Source organism: Pseudomonas sp. XP2 (genome assembly GCF_053557975.1).
Genome location: NZ_JBNRIK010000003.1, coordinates 337,037 through 353,881, shown reverse-complemented (window position 1 = coordinate 353,881; position 16,845 = coordinate 337,037). Strand labels below are relative to the sequence as shown.

The following is a 16,845-nucleotide window of genomic DNA, read 5'->3' as shown; positions in this document are numbered from 1 at the left end:
TCATGAACACGTAGACATAACCCGGGCGCAAAGCGCGCAGGGTGTAGGCAGAGTGTTGCAGCGGGGGGAAGCTTTGTTCCAAATTGAAACCCGCACTGGCATAGCGGCAGGCGGGCGTGTCGCCGGTGCGTGGCACGATGGCATAGCGCACTGGCAGGATGGGGATGCGTGCAGTACAGGCGGGACCGGAAGTGGCGCTGCTAACGGAAGAATTGCTCATGCGAGTTCCTTGCTCAGAGAGCAGTCTTTTCAGACCAAACGCGTAGAACGGCCTGTTCCAGTGCAAATAACGACTGGAAGAGTTGGCTGAGGCTAATGCTGTAGGAAATATCTTCCTTGTTTCAGGAGATGAAAAAACGATCGGCTTGTTAAGGCTCAGGCGACAGACAATGCCTCGATTTCTGCTTCTTGGTCGAGGCTGAAAGTGTAATATTTTATTTGAATGTTTTTGTGTTCCGCGAGCGTGGTTTTATAAGTGGAAAGTTTGACCTTTTCTGTAGGAGTTGTCTTACATATTAGGCGGTCGTTAAACTTTCAGTTCTTGCACTTGGCCATCACTACTTGGCAAGTTCGAGGTGCGCCCCCCGAGCGGCCGGCATAGCGTATGCAATTGTTCATGGATTTTTGCCGCGCAATGCTCAGGGTATTGCCCCAGGCCAGGCCGCCTTCGCCAGTCGTGGGTACGGCTTTGGCGAAGCAGTTGGAGCCTACTGCAGGCGTGGCGTAGCGCGCCTTGCTGCCTTTGCTGGAGCAACCAGCGGTGAGCGCCAGGCTGAGGGCGAGCAGGGTGGTCAGGGCCCAGTATGCGTTTGGTCTGCTCACGTGTTCCCCTTCTGCGCTTGGCAGCAAATGCCTTGCAGGATATTTCATTGTAGCGAAGCGGTGAACTATCGCGTCGCGAAGGGGCTCCTTTGCTAAGCGCACCTTGCGCTCACCTGATGGCGCAAGCCCATCAGCCCCCTGGGTCACTGAATGAAAAGGAGGCACTGTGACCGCTACTGACCAAACCCTCTACCGCTGTACGCCCAGCCCGCTGCACGCCCTGCTGCTGGCAGGCAGTGTGCCGTTGTTCCTTGGCGCACTGCTGAGCGATATCGCCTACTTCAACAGCTACCAGATCCAGTGGAGCAACTTCGCCGCCTGGCTGATTGCCGGTGCCTTGGTGTTCTGCGGGCTGGCACTGTTGTTCGCGCTGGCAAACCTGGTCCGCGCCGAACGCAAGGGCGGGCGCGCCATGCTGTACTTCGTGCTGCTGCTGGTGACCTGGGTGCTCGGCTTGATCAATGCGTTCGAGCACGCCAAGGACGCCTGGGCGGTGATGCCGTCGGGGCTGGTGTTGTCGGTGATCGTGACCGTGCTCTCGGTAGTGGCTGCCTGGACCGGATTGAGCAACCTGCGCTCGGGAGGTGCTGCATGAAGCCTTTGCATGCATTGAGCCTGTTGAGCATGGCGGTGTTGCTGAGTGCCTGTGGTGGTGACGGCGAGCGTACCCAGGCCCATGGTCCGGACCCCAAGTTGCCCGAGCCGCAGCGCGGCTTGTTGCCGAGCATGAAGATTGCCCAGCCGGTGGCCTGGGGCGAGCAGAAACCGACCGTGCCGGAGGGTTTCAATGTCACAGCCATTGCCACTGACCTGAAGATTCCGCGGCAGAGCCTGGTGCTGCCCAATGGCGACATCCTGGTGGCCGAGGGCAGGGGCGGCAGCGCGGCCAAGCTCAAGCCCAAGGATGTGATCGCCAGCCAGATCAAGGCCAAGGGCAATACGCAGGTCAAAGGTGGCAACCGCCTGACCCTGTTGTGCGATGCCGACGGCGATGGCACCTATGAAGTGCAGACCGTGTTCGCGGAAAACCTCAACGCACCGTATGGCCTGGCCTTTGCCAACGGCAAGCTGTATGTGGCCAACCAGGATGCGCTGGTGCGTTTCGACTACAAGGATGGCCAGACCCAGGCAGACGGCCCGCCATCCAAGGTCACCGACCTGCCGGCCGAGATCAACCATCACTGGACCAAGGCGCTGACGATCAGCCCTGATGGTCGCTACCTGTATGTGGGGATCGGCTCGAACAGCAACATCACCGAGCGCGGCCTGGAGGTGGAGATCGATCGGGCGATGGTCTGGCAGGTCGATGCCGAAACCGGGGCGCACCGGCCTTACGCCACCGGCTTGCGCAACCCGACGGCATTGACCATTCAGCCGCAGACCGGGCAGTTGTGGACGGTGGTTAACGAGCGCGATGAGCTGGGCCCCGACTTGGTACCGGACTACCTCACTTCGGTGCGCGAAGGTGGCTTCTATGGTTGGCCTTACAGCTACTGGGGGCAGAATGTAGATGATCGGGTGCGGCCGCAAAACCCGGCCAAGGTGGCTGCGGCGATCAAGCCGGACTACAGCCTGGGCTCGCATGTGGCTGCATTGGGTGTCGACTTCTCGATCCCGGCCATGGGCAAGGAGTTTGCCGACGGGGTGTTCGTGGGCGAGCACGGCAGCTGGAACCGGCCCGATCCGGTGGGCTACAAGGTGATATTCGTGCCGTTCAGCAATGGCAGGCCGGCAGGGGCGCCCATCGACTTTGCCACGGGCTTCCGCGGCGAGGATGGCAAGACGCGTGGGCGGCCGGTGGGCGTTACTGTGAACCCGCGTGGGGCGTTGATCATTGCCGATGACCTGGCCAATACGGTATGGCGGGTGACGCGTAACCGTTGAGCAGCGGTGTGACCGGATCCACCCCCGTGGGGGTGGGTTCACCCAGGAGCCGGTGAGGTAACTGGCGCCGGCAGGGTTGCGGGCACCGTCTATGCTTGTTGGCGCGTGAACAATTCGCGCCCTTTTTTGCTTGATCACATGGAAGCAGGTCTATGAACCCGATTCGCTCTCTCGCTCGTGCTGTTGCCTTGGCCACGCTGGCATCCGCTGCCAGCTTTACGGCGTACGCTGCCGATATTCCGATTGCCAGTGAGGCACTGGAAAGCCATGTCACCACGCAGGTTACAGCTATCGACCAGGCCAACCGCCAGGTCACGGTGAAAGGCCCTGATAACAAAGCGGATGTGACGTTCCAGCTCACGGATCAGGCCAAGGCCCTGCCTAACCTCAAGGTCGGGGACAAGGTCGATATCTTTGTTACCCGCGCCGTGGCCTATGTGCTCAACACCGATGTGGGTGGGGCGCCGAAGGCCACCGAGGAGTCCGGCACCATTCGCGCCACAGCGCAGAACCCCAACCCGGGTGGCGAGGCATTCCGCCAGGTCCGGGTCACCTCGCAGATCAAGAAGATCGACCTCAAGACGCACGAAGTGAGCCTGCTGCCACCTGAGGGCAAGCTGCAGGTGGTCAAGGTCGAAAACCCGGAATTACAGGCGCGCATGAGTAATCTCGAGGTCGGCCAGACGGTCGATGCGATCTTTACCGAAGTGCTGCGCGTCGAAACGTCGCGCTGACTATTGACCGAGACAGGCTACGGGTTGCCCGTAAATGGATCCGTCGTGATGCCTTGCATGACGGCGGATGCTGTACGAACAGCTGAATCACCCAGTCCGGGCGGGTCTTGCTGGCGTCATTGAGCCAGTTGGCGACTGAGTCCTGGGCGTACTTGTCGGCTTCTGCCAGGCGCGGTACCAGCATTGGCTCGGCCGCTTCAGGCGTCTGCTTGAGTGCGGTGATGTGCTCGCACCAGACCCCACGGGGGCGCAGCACCTCGATGCAGAAGCGCCTTACCAGCGGGTCCGCATCGCCGGCATGCTGGCCGAGCAGGGTGAGCGCAGTCCCCAACTCCTGGACCAGGCGCGGACGCAGGGCGATCCAGGCCCACTCGCGCACGCCAAAATGCTCATCGCGGGCAAACCGCAACTGAGCCAGTAGCGCTGGCTCCAGCGCCTGCGTGCGCGACAGATGCACTTGGGCAAAGGCGGCCCAGCTGCGCACGGTATCGGAAACATGCGAGCTGCATTGTTCGAATACGTGCTGGCGGATTGGCGAGGAAGCTTGTTCCAACCAGTGCCCCAGCTCAAGGCCAATGGTTGCGATTTTCTTGGAAAGGCCCAGCGTCGCTGCTGCTTCAGCACAGGCGAGCAACTGTTCGACCAGTGTGTCGGGTAGCAGGCTGGCCAATGAGCCGACCAGGGTGGCCTGATTTACTGCCAGGCATTCGGCGAGGTTGCGGGTTGGCAACTGCCCGTGATCAATCAGGTTTTTGCGTTCATCAGTCATCGAATGTGTTCCATCACATCAGGTGTTTGTTTTTTCTTGCTGCTGTGACCCGTGCCCGTATGGCCCCTGGGGTTTCGCGACAGCACAGTATCCTAGCTCATGGGCAAAAAACGGACTCGCATATGCGCCTGGCGAATAAGGTGTGTGCAGGGTTTCGATTTCCATAGATGGAGGGAATTTTCGATCATGGCTTCAATATGTTTCAGCAATGAGGACTGCCATGTTCAGTAAAACCCTGTGCCTACTGCTGCTTCCCTTTGCCTTGGCGTTGCTTGCCGGGGCGGTATTGCCGTTTCAGGCCGCAGGTAATGCTGCCGTGGGCCGTGCCCTGGGGCATTGGTTGTGGGGGGCATTCACATCGTTGACCGTGAGTTCGCTAGTGGTAATCGCCGCGCTGTTGATCCTCAGGGTTCCCGTACCAGAGCTGGGCAAGGCCCTGCAGGGGCCGTGGTGGCTATGGATCGGGGGTGTGCTGGGGGCCATGTATGTGGCGGGCGCTGCGGCGCTTACGCCCAAGCTGGGCGCAGCGGGTTTTTTGGTGCTGGTGGTGGCTGGGCAGATCATCACGGCAGTGCTCGCCGACCACTACGGGGTGATGGGGCTGGGTGGCAAGCCGCTGAGCCTGGCCAGGGTGGCAGGTGTAGTGCTGATCCTGTGTGGCGTGCTGTTGGTTCAAGGCACCTGGGCGACGGCGCCAGCGACCAGTGCAATCACCACGGTAAAGCAGCCAGAAGGCTGATCAGCGTCCCGGCTGGCTGCAGGCCCACACGGTTTCGCGCAGCCAGCGGTGCCCGGGGTCGCTGTCCTTGCGGCTGTGCCAGGCCTGCTGGTAGTCGAACGAGGGAATGGTCAGTGGCGGCGTGAACTGGCGCAGCGTCTTGTGCTGGCGCAACGACCCTACCGCGCGGCTGGCCACTGTGAGGATCAGGTCGGTGCCAGCGAGTACCTCTACTGCCGCGCTCCAGTGTGGCAAGGCCAAGGCGATACGGCGGCGCAGGCCTGATGCTGCCAGAGCGCGCTCTATTTCGTCGAAGGCATCCGGGCGCATGGCCATCAGCACATGCGGGCGTGCCAGCCAGTCTGTCAGGGCCAGGCTGCCGCTGGCGGGCAACACCTGGCGATCGGCAACACTGATGAAATGGTCGGCAAACAGGGGCTGGGCGGTGATGTCCTGAGGCAGCTCCGGGAACAGGCCCAGTGCCAGGTCCAGTTCGCCATCGAGCAGTTGGGCCAGCATGGTTTCACGGCTGGCCTGGCTGATGGCCAGGTCCACCCCAGGTGCGATCTGACGCAGGTGGCGCAATAGGGGTGGCAGGATGATGCGTGAGGAGTAGTCGGACAGTGACAGCCGGAAACGGCGCTGGGCTCTGGCTGGGTCGAACTGGGGCGTGGCCAGCAGGCCGTTGAGATGGGTCAACGCATCCTGCAGCGGTTTTACCAGCGACTGGGCACGGGCGGTGAGGGCCATGCCGCCGCCTTGGCGTACCAGCAAGGGGTCGTCGAAGTGTTTGCGCAGCTGCGCCAACGCGTGGCTGACCGCCGGTTGGCTGCGGTGCAGCCGCAGGGCGGCACGGGTCACGTGCTTTTCGCTGAGCAGGGCATGCAGGGCGAGCAGCAGGTTGAGGTCGATCTTGCGCAGTTCATCCATGGGGTAAATGGCCTTGGTGCATTCCAGGGGTCTTTATTAGCTTAACAAGCCTTGCATATCGCCGGGGTCGCGTTGCGGCCCATCGCGACACAAGGCCGCTCTTGCAAGGATTGCGTTAACCGTTAGGGTTATACTCCTCGCCCGTTTTACTGTTATCCGAGTACTCCGATGGGTCTTTGCGCAACTGCCACACCTGAACCGCGTCGCCAGGGCGCGCCTATGATCGCCTTGGCCTTACTGTTGGCTGGCGCCTGGTTCCTCAATTTGAATGCCGGCTTCAAGCAGGTATTGCTTCTGCTGGTCGGCGCAGCGCTCGGCCTGACCTTGTATCACGCCGCCTTCGGCTTCACCTCGGCCTGGCGGGTGTTCATCACCGAGCGTCGCGGAGCAGGCCTGCGGGCACAGATGGTCATGCTGGCCCTGGCCGTGCTGCTGTTCTTTCCCGCATTGTCAGCTGGCAGCCTGCTCGGTAACCCGGTCACCGGCCTGGTGGCCCCGGCGGGTGTTTCGGTAGTGTTCGGGGCGTTCATCTTCGGCATCGGCATGCAACTGGGTGGTGGTTGCGCATCGGGCACATTGTTCACCGTGGGCGGTGGTAATGCGCGCATGCTTGTGACCTTGCTGTTCTTCATCATGGGTTCTGTAACCGCCACCCATCATGCCGACTGGTGGTTTGCCTTGCCGTCTTTCCCGGCAACCTCGCTCGTGCAGGTTTGGGGTATGGGGCCGGCGCTGCTGGTGAGCCTGGCAGTGTTCGGGCTGATTGCCTGGGTCACCGTGCTGCTGGAAAAGCGCCGGCACGGCGCGCTGGAAGCGCCAGTTGCCAGCGAGCACCAGGGCCTGCGGCGCTTCCTGCGTGGCCCCTGGCCGTTGCTGTGGGGCGCCATTGCCCTGGCACTGCTCAACTACGCGACCCTGGCGCTGGCGGGGCGGCCGTGGGGCATTACTTCGGCCTTCGCCTTGTGGGGGGCCAAAACCCTCAACGGCCTGGGCGTGGATGTCGGCAGCTGGGTGTTCTGGCAGGCGCCGGCCAATGCCAAGGCGTTGGCCTCACCGTTGTGGCAAGACATCACCACGGTGATGGACCTGGGCATCGTGCTGGGTGCGCTGCTGGCGGCTGGCCTGGCGGGGCGCTTTGCGCCAAGCCTGAAAATCCCGTTGCCGTCGCTGCTTGCCGCAGTCATCGGCGGCCTGCTGTTGGGCTACGGTTCGCGGCTGGCCTATGGCTGCAATATCGGTGCGTATTTCAGTGGCATAGCCTCGGGCAGCGTGCATGGCTGGCTGTGGCTGGTGGCGGCTTACGCCGGTAATCTGATCGGCGTGCGTCTTCGCCCGTTGTTTTTCGCGGGTGAGCGGCGCCCGGCGGTGCTGACGGGCTGCTGAGGCACTGCGTGAATTGCTGCAAGCGGTGCAGAAATCATCTGCACTTCGCCTGAGTATCCAACGTCTGCTGCCCAGTCGTGTGGCTGGGCAGCGTCACACTGGTCGCGATCGAGGGTGCTCGAAAACCACTTTATATTTCGTCGATAACCTATTGATAAATAGCAATTTATCTTTTGGCAAGAGCGTGCTGGATACACTGCTCATAGTAAGTCTGCCTGATCGCGGCAGGCTTGAGCCGCGAGCGGCTGTTGTAGGTCTGCTCGGTAATACCGAAGGCGGTCATGCGCATCCAGGGTTTGGGGAATTTGCGTACCTGCAGCTTCTTGCGCGTGGCATACAGGGTCACCCCGGAAAGCTTGGCCTGCTGGGCGTCGGCGGCGATCTGCGCACCCCAGCCGCAGGTGTGGCGATCGTTCTGGCTCAGCGCCCGGGCCTGGGCGCCAAAAGCCAGCGTGGCCAGCAGGCACCCGGCCATGGTTGCTAGAATTACTCGCATGTTGCTGTCCTAAGCATCTGAAGGAGAACGAAGTTTGCCTTCGCTTTGCGATGCAGGGGGCCAGCAATTTGCCGTCAGATCACCGCCATGCGCAGCGGGCTGGCGGCTGGCGTGCGCAGGCTTGCCCAGGCCAAGCTGGCCGCCCAAATCACCGACACACCATAGTTCAGCCGTTGATACAGGCCGAACAGCTGGCCGTTTTGTGCTGCCTGGCCCATCAGTGCGACGGTAATGATCGCCAGCACCACGCAGGCCAGCGAGCACAGCGCCAGGGCCCGCGAGCCTGCAATGCGATTACCCAGCCACGCCCACAGGGCACTGGCCAGGGTCAGCGAGAGGAACATCAGCAAGCCAAACAGGTTATGCAGTTGCTGCGAGATGGACGGCTGCGCCGGTGCGCAACCCTGGTCACAGGGGAACCAGCCGGTGCCCAGGCTGCCAACACCATGCAGCAACACCAGGGCCGCACTCAACAGTGCCAGTTTCGATCCACGCCAGCGCCGCGCCAGGCCCCAGGCAAACAGCGCGAACAGGGCCGCCAGGGGGAAGTTGTTGGCCAGTGGTGACCAGCTGTGGGTGGGCGCGCCTACGGCGCCGAGCTGGCTCATGGCCTGTTGCAGGTGGTCATAGCCGGGGTAAGCCTGGGCGGTGAGCCACACACCTGCCAGCAACCACAGGGGTATCAGCAGGCCGCTGGCGAGCAACAGACGGTCGAGAGGTTTCATGCTGCATTTTCCTTCCATGGATGAGTGAGCGCAAAGGCGCACAGTACAGGCTTGTGCGGGCTCTGGGCCAGCGCTTGTACCGGTTTTTCCATGGGCGAGGGGTGCAAGCAGGAGCAATAAATACCGCACCGGGTGTATGTGATCGTACAACTGCTTGCGCTATGATGAGCGCTGTCTTCCAAGGTGAAATACAGGGCAATGACAGAGCAGCAGGTACAGGCAAGGACCCGGCGCAAGCCGCGTAGTCTGGCCCAGGAACTGGTCACAGTGCTGACCGAACGCATTCGCAGTGGCCAGCTCAAGCGTGGCGACAAGCTGCCGACCGAATCGCAGATCATGGTTGAAGAGGGCGTGAGCCGCACCGTGGTGCGTGAGGCGATCTCGCGGCTGCAGGCGGCCGGGCAGGTCGAGACACGCCATGGGATCGGTACGTTCGTGCTGGACGCGCCCGCTTCGGGGGGCTTTCGCATCGACCCGGCGACTGTGGTCACCCTGCGTGAAGTGCTGGCGGTGCTGGAATTGCGTATTGCGCTGGAGATCGAATCGGCGGGCCTGGCGGCGCAGCGGCGCAGTGATGAAGAGCTGGCGGGCATGCGCGCGGCGCTGGACGAACTCAATGAAGGGGCGGCCCATGCCAATGATGCGGTCTCGGCGGACTTCCAGTTCCACCTGCGCATTGCCCAGGCCAGCGGCAACCACTACTTTGCCGATATCATCAACCACTTGGGTACCAGCATCATCCCGCGTACCCGGGTGAACTCTGCGCGGTTGGCGCATGATGACCAGGCGCACTACATGAGCCGCTTGATGCATGAGCACGAGGCCATTTATGAAGCAATCGCCCGGCGTGACAGTGAGGGGGCAAAAATGGCCATGCGCATGCACCTGAGCAATAGCCGTGAGCGCTTGCGTCAGGTGCATGAAGAGGCTGAGGCGCAGGGGGTCTGAGACCTTTGGTCGCCGGTACTGGCCTCTTCGCGGGCACGGCCGCTCCCACTGGGATCTGCATATCCTTGAGGGTGTAGCAGGGCGCTAAAGCCCAAAGAAAAGCCCCGCCATATGCGGGGCTTTGTTGTTTCAGGCGTTCGGTCAGATCGCCTGGTCACTCCATTGCCCATTCACCAGGCGGCGCAGCCCCAATGGGTTTCCGTCGCGCAAGGCTTCAGGCAGCAGGGCCTGCGGGTAGTTCTGGTAACACACCGGGCGCAGGAAGCGGTCGATGGCCAAGGTACCCACCGAGGTACCGCGGGCATCCGAGGTCGCAGGGTAAGGCCCACCGTGGACCATGGCATCACTTACTTCGACACCAGTCGGGTAGCCATTGATCAGGATGCGTCCGACTTTCTCCTCCAGCAGCGGCACCAGCCAGGCGTAGGCCTCGAAATCTTCCGCTTCGCCGATCAGGGTAGCGGTCAGCTGGCCACGCAGGCCCAGCAGGGCGTTGCGCAGTTGGTCGTTGTCCTGCACTTCTACGGCCACGGTGGTTGGGCCGAACACTTCCTCCTGCAGCAGCGGATCAGACTCGACCAGCAGGCGGGCATCGGCCTTGAACAGCTGGGCGCGGGCCTGGTTGCCTTCTTGCGGCTGGCCGGCCAGGTGCTCGATACCGGCATGGGCCTGCAGGTGCTCAAGCCCTCCCACGTAGCTGCGCAAGCCCCCTGCGTTGAGCATGGTTTGCCCAGCCTGCTGGTCCAGATGCTGGCCAAGGTCGGCCAGTAGCTGGCTGTACTGTGGTGATTGCAGGCCGATCACCAACCCAGGGTTGGTGCAGAACTGGCCGGCACCCATGCACACCGAGCCTGCCAGTTCGCGGGCGATGGCCTCGCCACGTTTGGCCAGGGCGGCTGGCAGGATGATGACCGGGTTGATGCTGGACATCTCGGCAAACACAGGAATCGGCTGTGGGCGCTCGGCGGCCATGCGGCACAAGGCGTCGCCGCCCTTGAGCGAGCCGGTGAAGCCGACGGCCTGGATGGCCGGGTGCTTGACCAGCCACTCGCCTACACCGCCACCGAATACCATGTTGAACACACCCTTGGGCATGCCGGTGCGCTCGGCGGCGCGCACGATGGCGCACCCGACAAGGTCGGCAGTGGCCATATGGCCGCTGTGCGCCTTGAACACCACCGGGCAACCGGCGGCCAGCGCCGCAGCGGTATCGCCGCCGGCGGTAGAGAAGGCTAGCGGGAAGTTACTGGCACCGAACACGGCGACCGGGCCGACGCCAATGCGCATCTGGCGCAGGTCCACGCGCGGTATCGGCTGGCGCTCTGGCAAGGCCAGGTCGATACGTGCACCGAGGAAATCGCCACGGCGCAATACCTGGGCGAACAGGCGCATCTGGCCACTGGTGCGCCCACGCTCGCCTTGAATACGGGCGGCGGGCAGGGCGGTCTCGCGGCAGACGATGGCGACGAAGGCGTCGTCCAGCTCGTCCAGTTCGGCGGCGATGGCGTCGAGGAATTCGGCGCGGCGGGCCGGGGCCAGTTGGCGGAACTCAGCGAAGGCGGCAGCGGCGGCCTTGGCGGCCTGGTCTACTTCAGCTTCGCTGGCTTGAGCGAAGCTGTAGGGCAGGGCTTCGCCAGTGCTGGCGTCCAGGCTCTGCAGGCGCTGAGTGCCAGCGGCGCTGCGCTGGCCGGCGATGAAGTTGTGGCCGAGGATTTCAGGCATTGGGGTGCTCCTGTTGGCTGACGGGAAATTGGACTGTGGGAGCGGGCGTGCCCGCGAAGCAGGCAACCCGGTGTATGGCACCGGCTTTGCCGGTGTTCGCGGGCATGCCCGCTCCCACAGGGAAGGGGTTGGTTCTATGGTCCAGCAACCCCTGGGGCATCAGGTAATCGGTGCCGGGTTGAACAGGGTGATGTCGTTGTGCAGGCGGTGCTGCTCGGCCCAGGTCTGCTTGCGGCCGCTGGCTACGTCCAGGTAGTAATGGAACAGTTCCCAGCCCAGCTCTTCGATGCTCGAACGCCCTGTGGCGATGCGCCCGGCGTCAATATCGATCAGGTCGGGCCAACGCTGGGCCAGTTCGCTGCGCGTGCACACCTTGACCACTGGCGCCATGGCCAGCCCGTAGGGCGTGCCTCGGCCAGTGGTGAACACATGCAGGTTCATGCCGGCGGCCAGTTGCAGGGTGCCGCAGACAAAGTCGCTGGCCGGGGTGGCGCAGAAAATCAAGCCCTTGCGCGTTACCCGCTCGCCTGGGCCGAGCACGCCCTGAATAGCGCCACTGCCGGACTTGACGATGGACCCCAGCGACTTCTCGACGATATTGGACAGGCCACCTTTTTTGTTGCCCGGCGTCGTGTTGGCGCTGCGGTCGGCGGCGCCTTGTTGCAGGTAGCGGTCGTACCAGTCCATTTCGCGGATCAGGGCGCCGGCGACCTCCTGGTTTTCGGCACGTGAGGTCAGCATGTAGATGGCGTCGCGCACCTCGGTCACTTCGGAGAACAGCACGGTGGCGCCGGCGCGTACCAGCAAGTCGGCGGCGTAGCCCAGCGCGGGGTTGGCGGTGATGCCCGAGAAGGCGTCGCTGCCACCGCACTGCATGCCAAGGATCAACTCGCTGGCCGGTACGGTTTCGCGGCGGCGCTGGTCAAGTTTCTTCAGTCGGGTTTCGGCCAGCGCCATGATCTGCTCGATCATTTCCACAAAGCCCAGGCTGGCGTCCTGCAGGCGGTACAGCCACGGGTCGCTGAGGTCTACCGAAGGGTCGTTTTCGTGCATCACCTGGCCGGCCTGCAGCTTTTCGCAGCCCAGGCTGATGACCAGCGCCTCGCCACCCAGGTTGGGGTTGCGCGCCAGGTTGCGCACGGTGCGGATCGGGATGTAGGCATCGCGCGCGTTGATGGCCACCCCGCAGCCGTAGCTGTGGGTGATGGCTACCACGTCATCGACATTGGGGTACTTGGGCAGCAGTTCACTGCGAATACGCTTGACCGCATGCTCGAGCACGCCGGTCACGCACTGCACGGTGGTGGTGATACCGAGGATGTTGCGGGTGCCGACGGTGCCGTCGGCGTTGCGGTAGCCTTCGAACGTGAAGCCTTCGAGCGGCGGCAGCGGGTATGGGACGGCATCGCAGCGCGGCAGGCTGTCCAGCTCCGGGGCGGACGGCATGGCCAGTTGGCTTTCCTGCACCCAGCTGCCCTGGTGCAGGTCTTCCAGCGCGTAGCCAATGATTTGCCCATAGCGGCGCACCGGCTCACCTTTGGCGATGGCCACGGTGGCCACCTTGTGGCTTTGTGGCACCCCTTCGACCAGGGTCAGGCCGTCGGCAAAGCGGGCACCTTCGCCCAGGCCGCCGTCGTTGACCACCACCACGACGTTATCGTCGTCGTGCAGGCGAACGTAGCGTGGCGAGTCGGAATGTTCGATCAACTGCATGTTTGGGCCCTACTTGTCAGGTTCTCAGGCTTTTTTGTACATCCGCCCGCACCGGTTGCATCGGTGCGGGCGTGTTCACTCAGTGACGCGAGCTGGCCAGTTCGCCGTTGGCGGCAGGCTCAGCCTGTGGCTTTGGGGCATCGTCGCGCAGCTCGATACGCTTGATCGGGCCGACGATCACCAGGTAGCTGAACACCGCTACCAGGGCGTTGGCGCCCACGTACACCAGTGCCCACTTGAACGAGCCGGTGGCGCTGATGATGTAGCCGATCACGATAGGGGTGGTGATCGAGGCGATGTTGCCGAACGTATTGAACAGGCCACCGGACAGCCCGGCGATCTGCTTCGGCGAGGTATCTGCCACCACCGCCCAGCCCAGCGCGCCAATGCCTTTACCGAAGAACGCCAGGGTCATGAAACCAACCACCATCCACTCGGCACCCACATAGTTGCAGAACACCATGGTGGTCGACAGCAGCAGGCCGCACACGATGGGCAGTTTGCGCGAGAAGGTCAGCGAGTTGCCCCGGCGCAGCAGCCAGTCGGAGATCACGCCCCCCAGCACGCCACCAATGAAACCGCAGACCGCCGGCAGGGAGGCGATGAAGCCGGCCTTGAGGATGGTCATGCCACGTTCCTGCACAAGGTACACGGGGAACCAGGTGAGGAAGAAGTAGGTGATGGCGTTGATGCAGTACTGACCCAGATACACGCCCAGCAGCATGCGGCTGGTCAGCAGTTGCTTGATGTAGCCCCATTTCGGGCCGGCGTTGCCGCGCTTCTGGTCCATGTCCACCAGGCCACCGTTCTGCTCGATGTGTTCGAGCTCGCTTTGGCTGATGCGTGGGTGTTGGCGAGGGTTGTAAATGGTTTTCAGCCACACCATCGAGAAGATGATGCCCAGCACACCCATGACCACGAACACGTGCTCCCAGCCGAAGCTGAACACGATCCAGCCCATGATCGGGGCGAACAGCGCAGTGGCAAAGTACTGCGCCGAGTTGAAAATGGCTGAGGCAGTGCCGCGCTCCTGCGTCGGGAACCAGGCGGCGACGATGCGCGCGTTGCCCGGGAACGACGGGGCTTCGGCGAAACCGACCAGAAAGCGCAGGGTGAAGAGGGTGACGACAGCCCAGGCAACCGGCAGGCCACCGACAAACCCCTGCAGCAGGGTAAACAGCGACCAGGTGAAGATGCTGAAAGCGTAAACGTTTTTGGAACCGAAGCGATCGAGCAGCCAGCCACCAGGAATCTGGCCAGCCACGTAAGCCCATCCAAAGGCGGAAAAGATATAACCGAGGGTTACGGCGTCAATGCCGAGATCTTTCTGCAGGCTGGAACCTGCGATAGCAATGGTAGCGCGGTCGGCATAGTTGATCGTGGTCACCAGAAACAGCATGAACAGGATCAGGTAGCGCACATGCGTCTTCTTAGTCGCTTGCATGCTGGCAATACTCCCACTAGTTATTTTTGTGCGGGCTCACGAATTGTAACCGGAGCGGGGCTGGCCCACTCCGGGCGCGGCAGGTGGCAGGCCGCGGGCAACGCTTACTGCGGGCCCATCTTGTCCATCAGCGCGGCGAGCATCTCGTACTCTTCTGCGGTGAGGTCGGTCAGCGGCGTACGCACCGGGCCAGCGTCGTAACCGGCAATTTTGGCACCGGCCTTGACGATGCTTACGGCGTAGCCGGCCTTGCGGTTGCGGATGTCCAGGTACGGCAGGAAGAAATCGTCGATCAGTTTGGCCACGGCAGCGTGGTCGTCACGGGCGATGGCGTTGTAGAAGTCCATGGCGGTCTTCGGCACGAAGTTGAACACGGCGGAGGAGTACACCGGTACGCCCAGGGCCTTGTAGGCGGCAGCATACACTTCGGCGGTCGGCAGGCCGCCCAGATAGCTGAAACGCTCGCCCAGGCGGCGACGGATCGACACCATCAGCTCGATATCACCCAGGCCATCCTTGTAGCCGATCAGGTTCGGGCAGCGCTCGGCCAGTTTTTCCAGCAGGTCGGCATTCAGGCGGCAGACGTTGCGGTTGTACACCACCACGCCGATCTTCACCGATTTGCACACTGCTTCGACGTGGGCGGCGACGCCGTCCTGGCTGGCTTCGGTCAGGTAGTGCGGCAGCAGCAGCAGGCCTTTGGCACCCAGGCGCTCGGCTTCCTGTGCGTATTCGATGGCCTGGCGGGTGGAGCCGCCCACGCCAGCGAGGATAGGGACAGAAGTGGCGCAGGTGTCGACGGCGGTCTTGATCACCTGGCTGTATTCGCTGGCGGCCAGGGAGAAGAACTCACCGGTACCACCCGCGGCGAACAGGGCGCTGGCGCCATACGGGGCCAGCCATTCCAGGCGCTTGATGTAGCCAGCCTGGTGGAAATCGCCCTGGGCGTTGAAGTCGGTGACCGGGAAAGACAGCAGGCCGTGGGAGAGGATGGATTTAAGTTCTTGTGGATTCATTGTTGTAGGCATCCTGTGGCGCTTGGGTGAAGGTGTTGTTCTGTGTTGGAGGTAAGTTATCGTACAACTTGAGCGATGACTAGTCCCCTTTGCGAGATTTTTTGCAGTGAGGCAAGGAGGAAGGGGGATTACCTGTACTGGCCTCTTCGCGGGTAAACCCGCTCCCACAGGGACCGCGCCCCCTTTGACCCCTGTGCCGATCCCTGTGGGAGCGGGTTTACCCGCGAAGAGGCCAATGCAGGCGAACCATGGCGCAAGGCAAGACACCGATGGCAGACTATCCGCTATCAGTCATCGTATCTCTTTATGGGGAAGGAAAAAAACGATCGCGGAGACAGGCACAAGGCCGCCGCCCGATTCCACGGGAAGTGTTCTGGGACCAGCAGAGGGTGACCGGGGATACGGGGGCGGCCTTGCGCCGCCCCGCGATCAAAGCAGAGGAAACTGAAGGTCAGGCCGCGTGCTGGCGCTTGATTTGCGCTTTGCGTACCTGGGCACGGCAAGCATCGCCGAAGGCCTGGAACATCTTGATCGAATCCGGGTTCTTCGCAGCTTGCCACTCCGGGTGCCACTGCACAGCGAACAGGAAGGGCGAAATGCTCGGGGCGTGAATGGCCTCGACCAGGCCGTCTTCGGCCAGTGCGATGGCTTCGATGCCGGCGCCGAGCGTGCGCAGCCCTTGGCCATGCAGCGAGTTGACGCGAATTTCGTCGGTACCCAGGGTGTCACGCAGCCAGCTGCCCGGCTTGATCTTCACACCATGTACCTGGGCGTACTGCACTTCAACCGGGTCTTCAGGGTTTTCCCGGTGGTCGTTGAAGCCAGGCTCGGCGTAGACCTTCTGGTAGATGTCGCCACCCAGGGCCACGTTGATTTCCTGCATGCCACGGCAGATACCGAAAATCGGCAGGCCACGCTTGATCGCCGCTTTCACCAGCGGGATGTCGAACAGGTCGCGGTTCTGGTCCTGGCCCTTGCCTGGGGTTTCATTCTCCTGGCCGTAAAGGGCCGGGTCGATGTTGCTGCCAGCGCCGGTCAGGTACACGCCGTCGGCCATGTCCAGGTAGGTGTCGAGGTCTTCAGTGCCGCAGCAGGTGGGCACCAGTACCGGGACGCAATCGGAGAATTCGACCAGCGGGGTGATGTATTTGTGGGTCATGACCTGATAGTCATGGCCTTTGCGCTCTTGGCTGCCCATGGTCATCAGGACGACGGGTTTGCGCAGGGAAGGTTGCTTGTTGCCAATGTTGCTGTTGGACATATGTCACCTTGGGACAGGTTCAGCCTGTCGTTGTTGTGCAGGTGCACGGCGCGGGGCCCTGGGTGCAGCCTGAAGCTCCGAGCACTGCCGGCTCGTCAGAGGCGACGATTCCGGTCGGGGCTTGTAGATAGCTTGCCAGAGCCGTTCGATATGTCAAACGACGGAGCGGGCTTTAGTGCGGGGAATGCACCGGTTTTTGGGGGCTGAAACCGATGCGGGCCTGTGGCGGCGTGGGTTTGGCGGGGGTGTTGGTCAATAATATTTAACGACGCAGTTGGGT

17 protein-coding genes are annotated in these 16,845 nt (G+C 62.5%); 6 read left to right on the top strand and 11 right to left on the bottom strand.

Annotation, left to right across the window (positions count from 1 at the left end; all coding sequences use genetic code 11):
* Together ACK1VC_RS06210 and ACK1VC_RS06205 are read right to left on the bottom strand one after the other, a co-directional pair.
* The coding region (locus tag ACK1VC_RS06210) for a toxin VasX (RefSeq protein WP_449117877.1) at nt 1-220 on the bottom strand (220 nt) is incomplete at its 3' end.
* A 314-nt stretch (nt 221-534) separates the two neighbouring features.
* Complete coding sequence (locus tag ACK1VC_RS06205) at nt 535-822, bottom strand: DUF4189 domain-containing protein (protein ID WP_016487480.1); 288 nt, start codon at nt 820-822, stop codon at nt 535-537.
* A gap of 166 nt (nt 823-988) precedes the next feature.
* Between ACK1VC_RS06205 and ACK1VC_RS06200 the strand changes: the two genes are divergently transcribed.
* The 3 genes from ACK1VC_RS06200 to ACK1VC_RS06190 all read left to right on the top strand — a co-directional run bounded on the left by ACK1VC_RS06200 (nt 989) and on the right by ACK1VC_RS06190 (nt 3,440).
* Nucleotides 989-1,417, top strand: coding sequence for a DUF2231 domain-containing protein (locus ACK1VC_RS06200; protein ID WP_102689902.1), 429 nt, complete (start codon nt 989-991; stop codon nt 1,415-1,417).
* The gene (locus tag ACK1VC_RS06195; protein ID WP_449117876.1) at nt 1,414-2,706 is read left to right on the top strand and encodes a PQQ-dependent sugar dehydrogenase; all 1,293 of its coding nucleotides are present in this window, start codon (nt 1,414-1,416) and stop codon (nt 2,704-2,706) included. Before ACK1VC_RS06200 ends, ACK1VC_RS06195 begins: the two co-directional genes overlap by 4 nt.
* 152 nt (nt 2,707-2,858) lie before the next feature.
* A complete protein-coding gene (locus tag ACK1VC_RS06190) occupies nt 2,859-3,440 on the top strand; it encodes a hypothetical protein (protein ID WP_102689901.1) in 582 nt (193 codons plus the stop codon).
* Here the strand turns inward: ACK1VC_RS06190 and ACK1VC_RS06185 are convergent.
* Nucleotides 3,406-4,209, bottom strand: a complete 804-nt coding sequence (locus ACK1VC_RS06185; RefSeq protein ID WP_191086682.1) for a hypothetical protein — start codon at nt 4,207-4,209, stop codon at nt 3,406-3,408. The genes ACK1VC_RS06190 and ACK1VC_RS06185 overlap by 35 nt on opposite strands.
* A gap of 220 nt (nt 4,210-4,429) precedes the next feature.
* Here ACK1VC_RS06185 and ACK1VC_RS06180 point away from each other — a divergent pair, with 220 nt between their 5' ends.
* Nucleotides 4,430-4,948, top strand: a complete 519-nt coding sequence (locus tag ACK1VC_RS06180) for a DMT family transporter (RefSeq protein WP_060518284.1) — start codon at nt 4,430-4,432, stop codon at nt 4,946-4,948.
* On the opposite strand, the gene ACK1VC_RS06175 is transcribed toward ACK1VC_RS06180, so the two are convergent.
* Nucleotides 4,949-5,857, bottom strand: coding sequence for a LysR family transcriptional regulator (locus ACK1VC_RS06175; protein ID WP_016487474.1), 909 nt, complete (start codon nt 5,855-5,857; stop codon nt 4,949-4,951).
* A 168-nt stretch (nt 5,858-6,025) separates the two neighbouring features.
* Here ACK1VC_RS06175 and ACK1VC_RS06170 point away from each other — a divergent pair, with 168 nt between their 5' ends.
* Entirely contained in the window at nt 6,026-7,240 is a 1,215-nt protein-coding gene (locus ACK1VC_RS06170; RefSeq protein ID WP_024717475.1) for a YeeE/YedE family protein, read from the top strand.
* A 166-nt stretch (nt 7,241-7,406) separates the two neighbouring features.
* On the opposite strand, the gene ACK1VC_RS06165 is transcribed toward ACK1VC_RS06170, so the two are convergent.
* Nucleotides 7,407-7,736 (bottom strand): hypothetical protein, encoded by a 330-nt coding sequence (locus tag ACK1VC_RS06165; protein WP_102689898.1) that lies wholly within the window; start codon nt 7,734-7,736, stop codon nt 7,407-7,409.
* A 74-nt stretch (nt 7,737-7,810) separates the two neighbouring features.
* Nucleotides 7,811-8,461 carry a DUF998 domain-containing protein gene (locus ACK1VC_RS06160; RefSeq protein WP_102689897.1) on the bottom strand — a complete coding sequence of 217 codons (651 nt, stop codon included), beginning with the start codon at nt 8,459-8,461 and terminating at the stop codon, nt 7,811-7,813.
* Nucleotides 8,462-8,659: 198 nt separating this feature from the next.
* Here ACK1VC_RS06160 and ACK1VC_RS06155 point away from each other — a divergent pair, with 198 nt between their 5' ends.
* Nucleotides 8,660-9,409, top strand: a complete 750-nt coding sequence (locus tag ACK1VC_RS06155; RefSeq protein ID WP_016487470.1) for a FadR/GntR family transcriptional regulator — start codon at nt 8,660-8,662, stop codon at nt 9,407-9,409.
* A 141-nt stretch (nt 9,410-9,550) separates the two neighbouring features.
* Here ACK1VC_RS06155 and ACK1VC_RS06150 read toward each other — a convergent pair whose 3' ends face one another.
* The 5 genes from ACK1VC_RS06150 to ACK1VC_RS06130 form a co-directional block, all read right to left on the bottom strand.
* Entirely contained in the window at nt 9,551-11,131 is a 1,581-nt protein-coding gene (locus ACK1VC_RS06150) for an aldehyde dehydrogenase (NADP(+)) (protein WP_070086701.1), read from the bottom strand.
* Nucleotides 11,132-11,290: 159 nt separating this feature from the next.
* Complete coding sequence (gene garD / locus ACK1VC_RS06145) at nt 11,291-12,844, bottom strand: galactarate dehydratase (protein ID WP_191086681.1); 1,554 nt, start codon at nt 12,842-12,844, stop codon at nt 11,291-11,293.
* Nucleotides 12,845-12,923: 79 nt separating this feature from the next.
* Nucleotides 12,924-14,288 carry an MFS transporter gene (locus ACK1VC_RS06140; protein WP_197884229.1) on the bottom strand — a complete coding sequence of 455 codons (1,365 nt, stop codon included), beginning with the start codon at nt 14,286-14,288 and terminating at the stop codon, nt 12,924-12,926.
* 104 nt (nt 14,289-14,392) lie between these two features.
* The gene (kdgD, locus tag ACK1VC_RS06135; protein WP_016487466.1) at nt 14,393-15,304 is read right to left on the bottom strand and encodes a 5-dehydro-4-deoxyglucarate dehydratase; all 912 of its coding nucleotides are present in this window, start codon (nt 15,302-15,304) and stop codon (nt 14,393-14,395) included.
* Between the two features lie 451 nt (nt 15,305-15,755).
* Entirely contained in the window at nt 15,756-16,565 is an 810-nt protein-coding gene (locus ACK1VC_RS06130) for a gamma-glutamyl-gamma-aminobutyrate hydrolase family protein (RefSeq protein ID WP_016487465.1), read from the bottom strand.
* Nucleotides 16,566-16,845 lie beyond the last annotated feature (280 nt).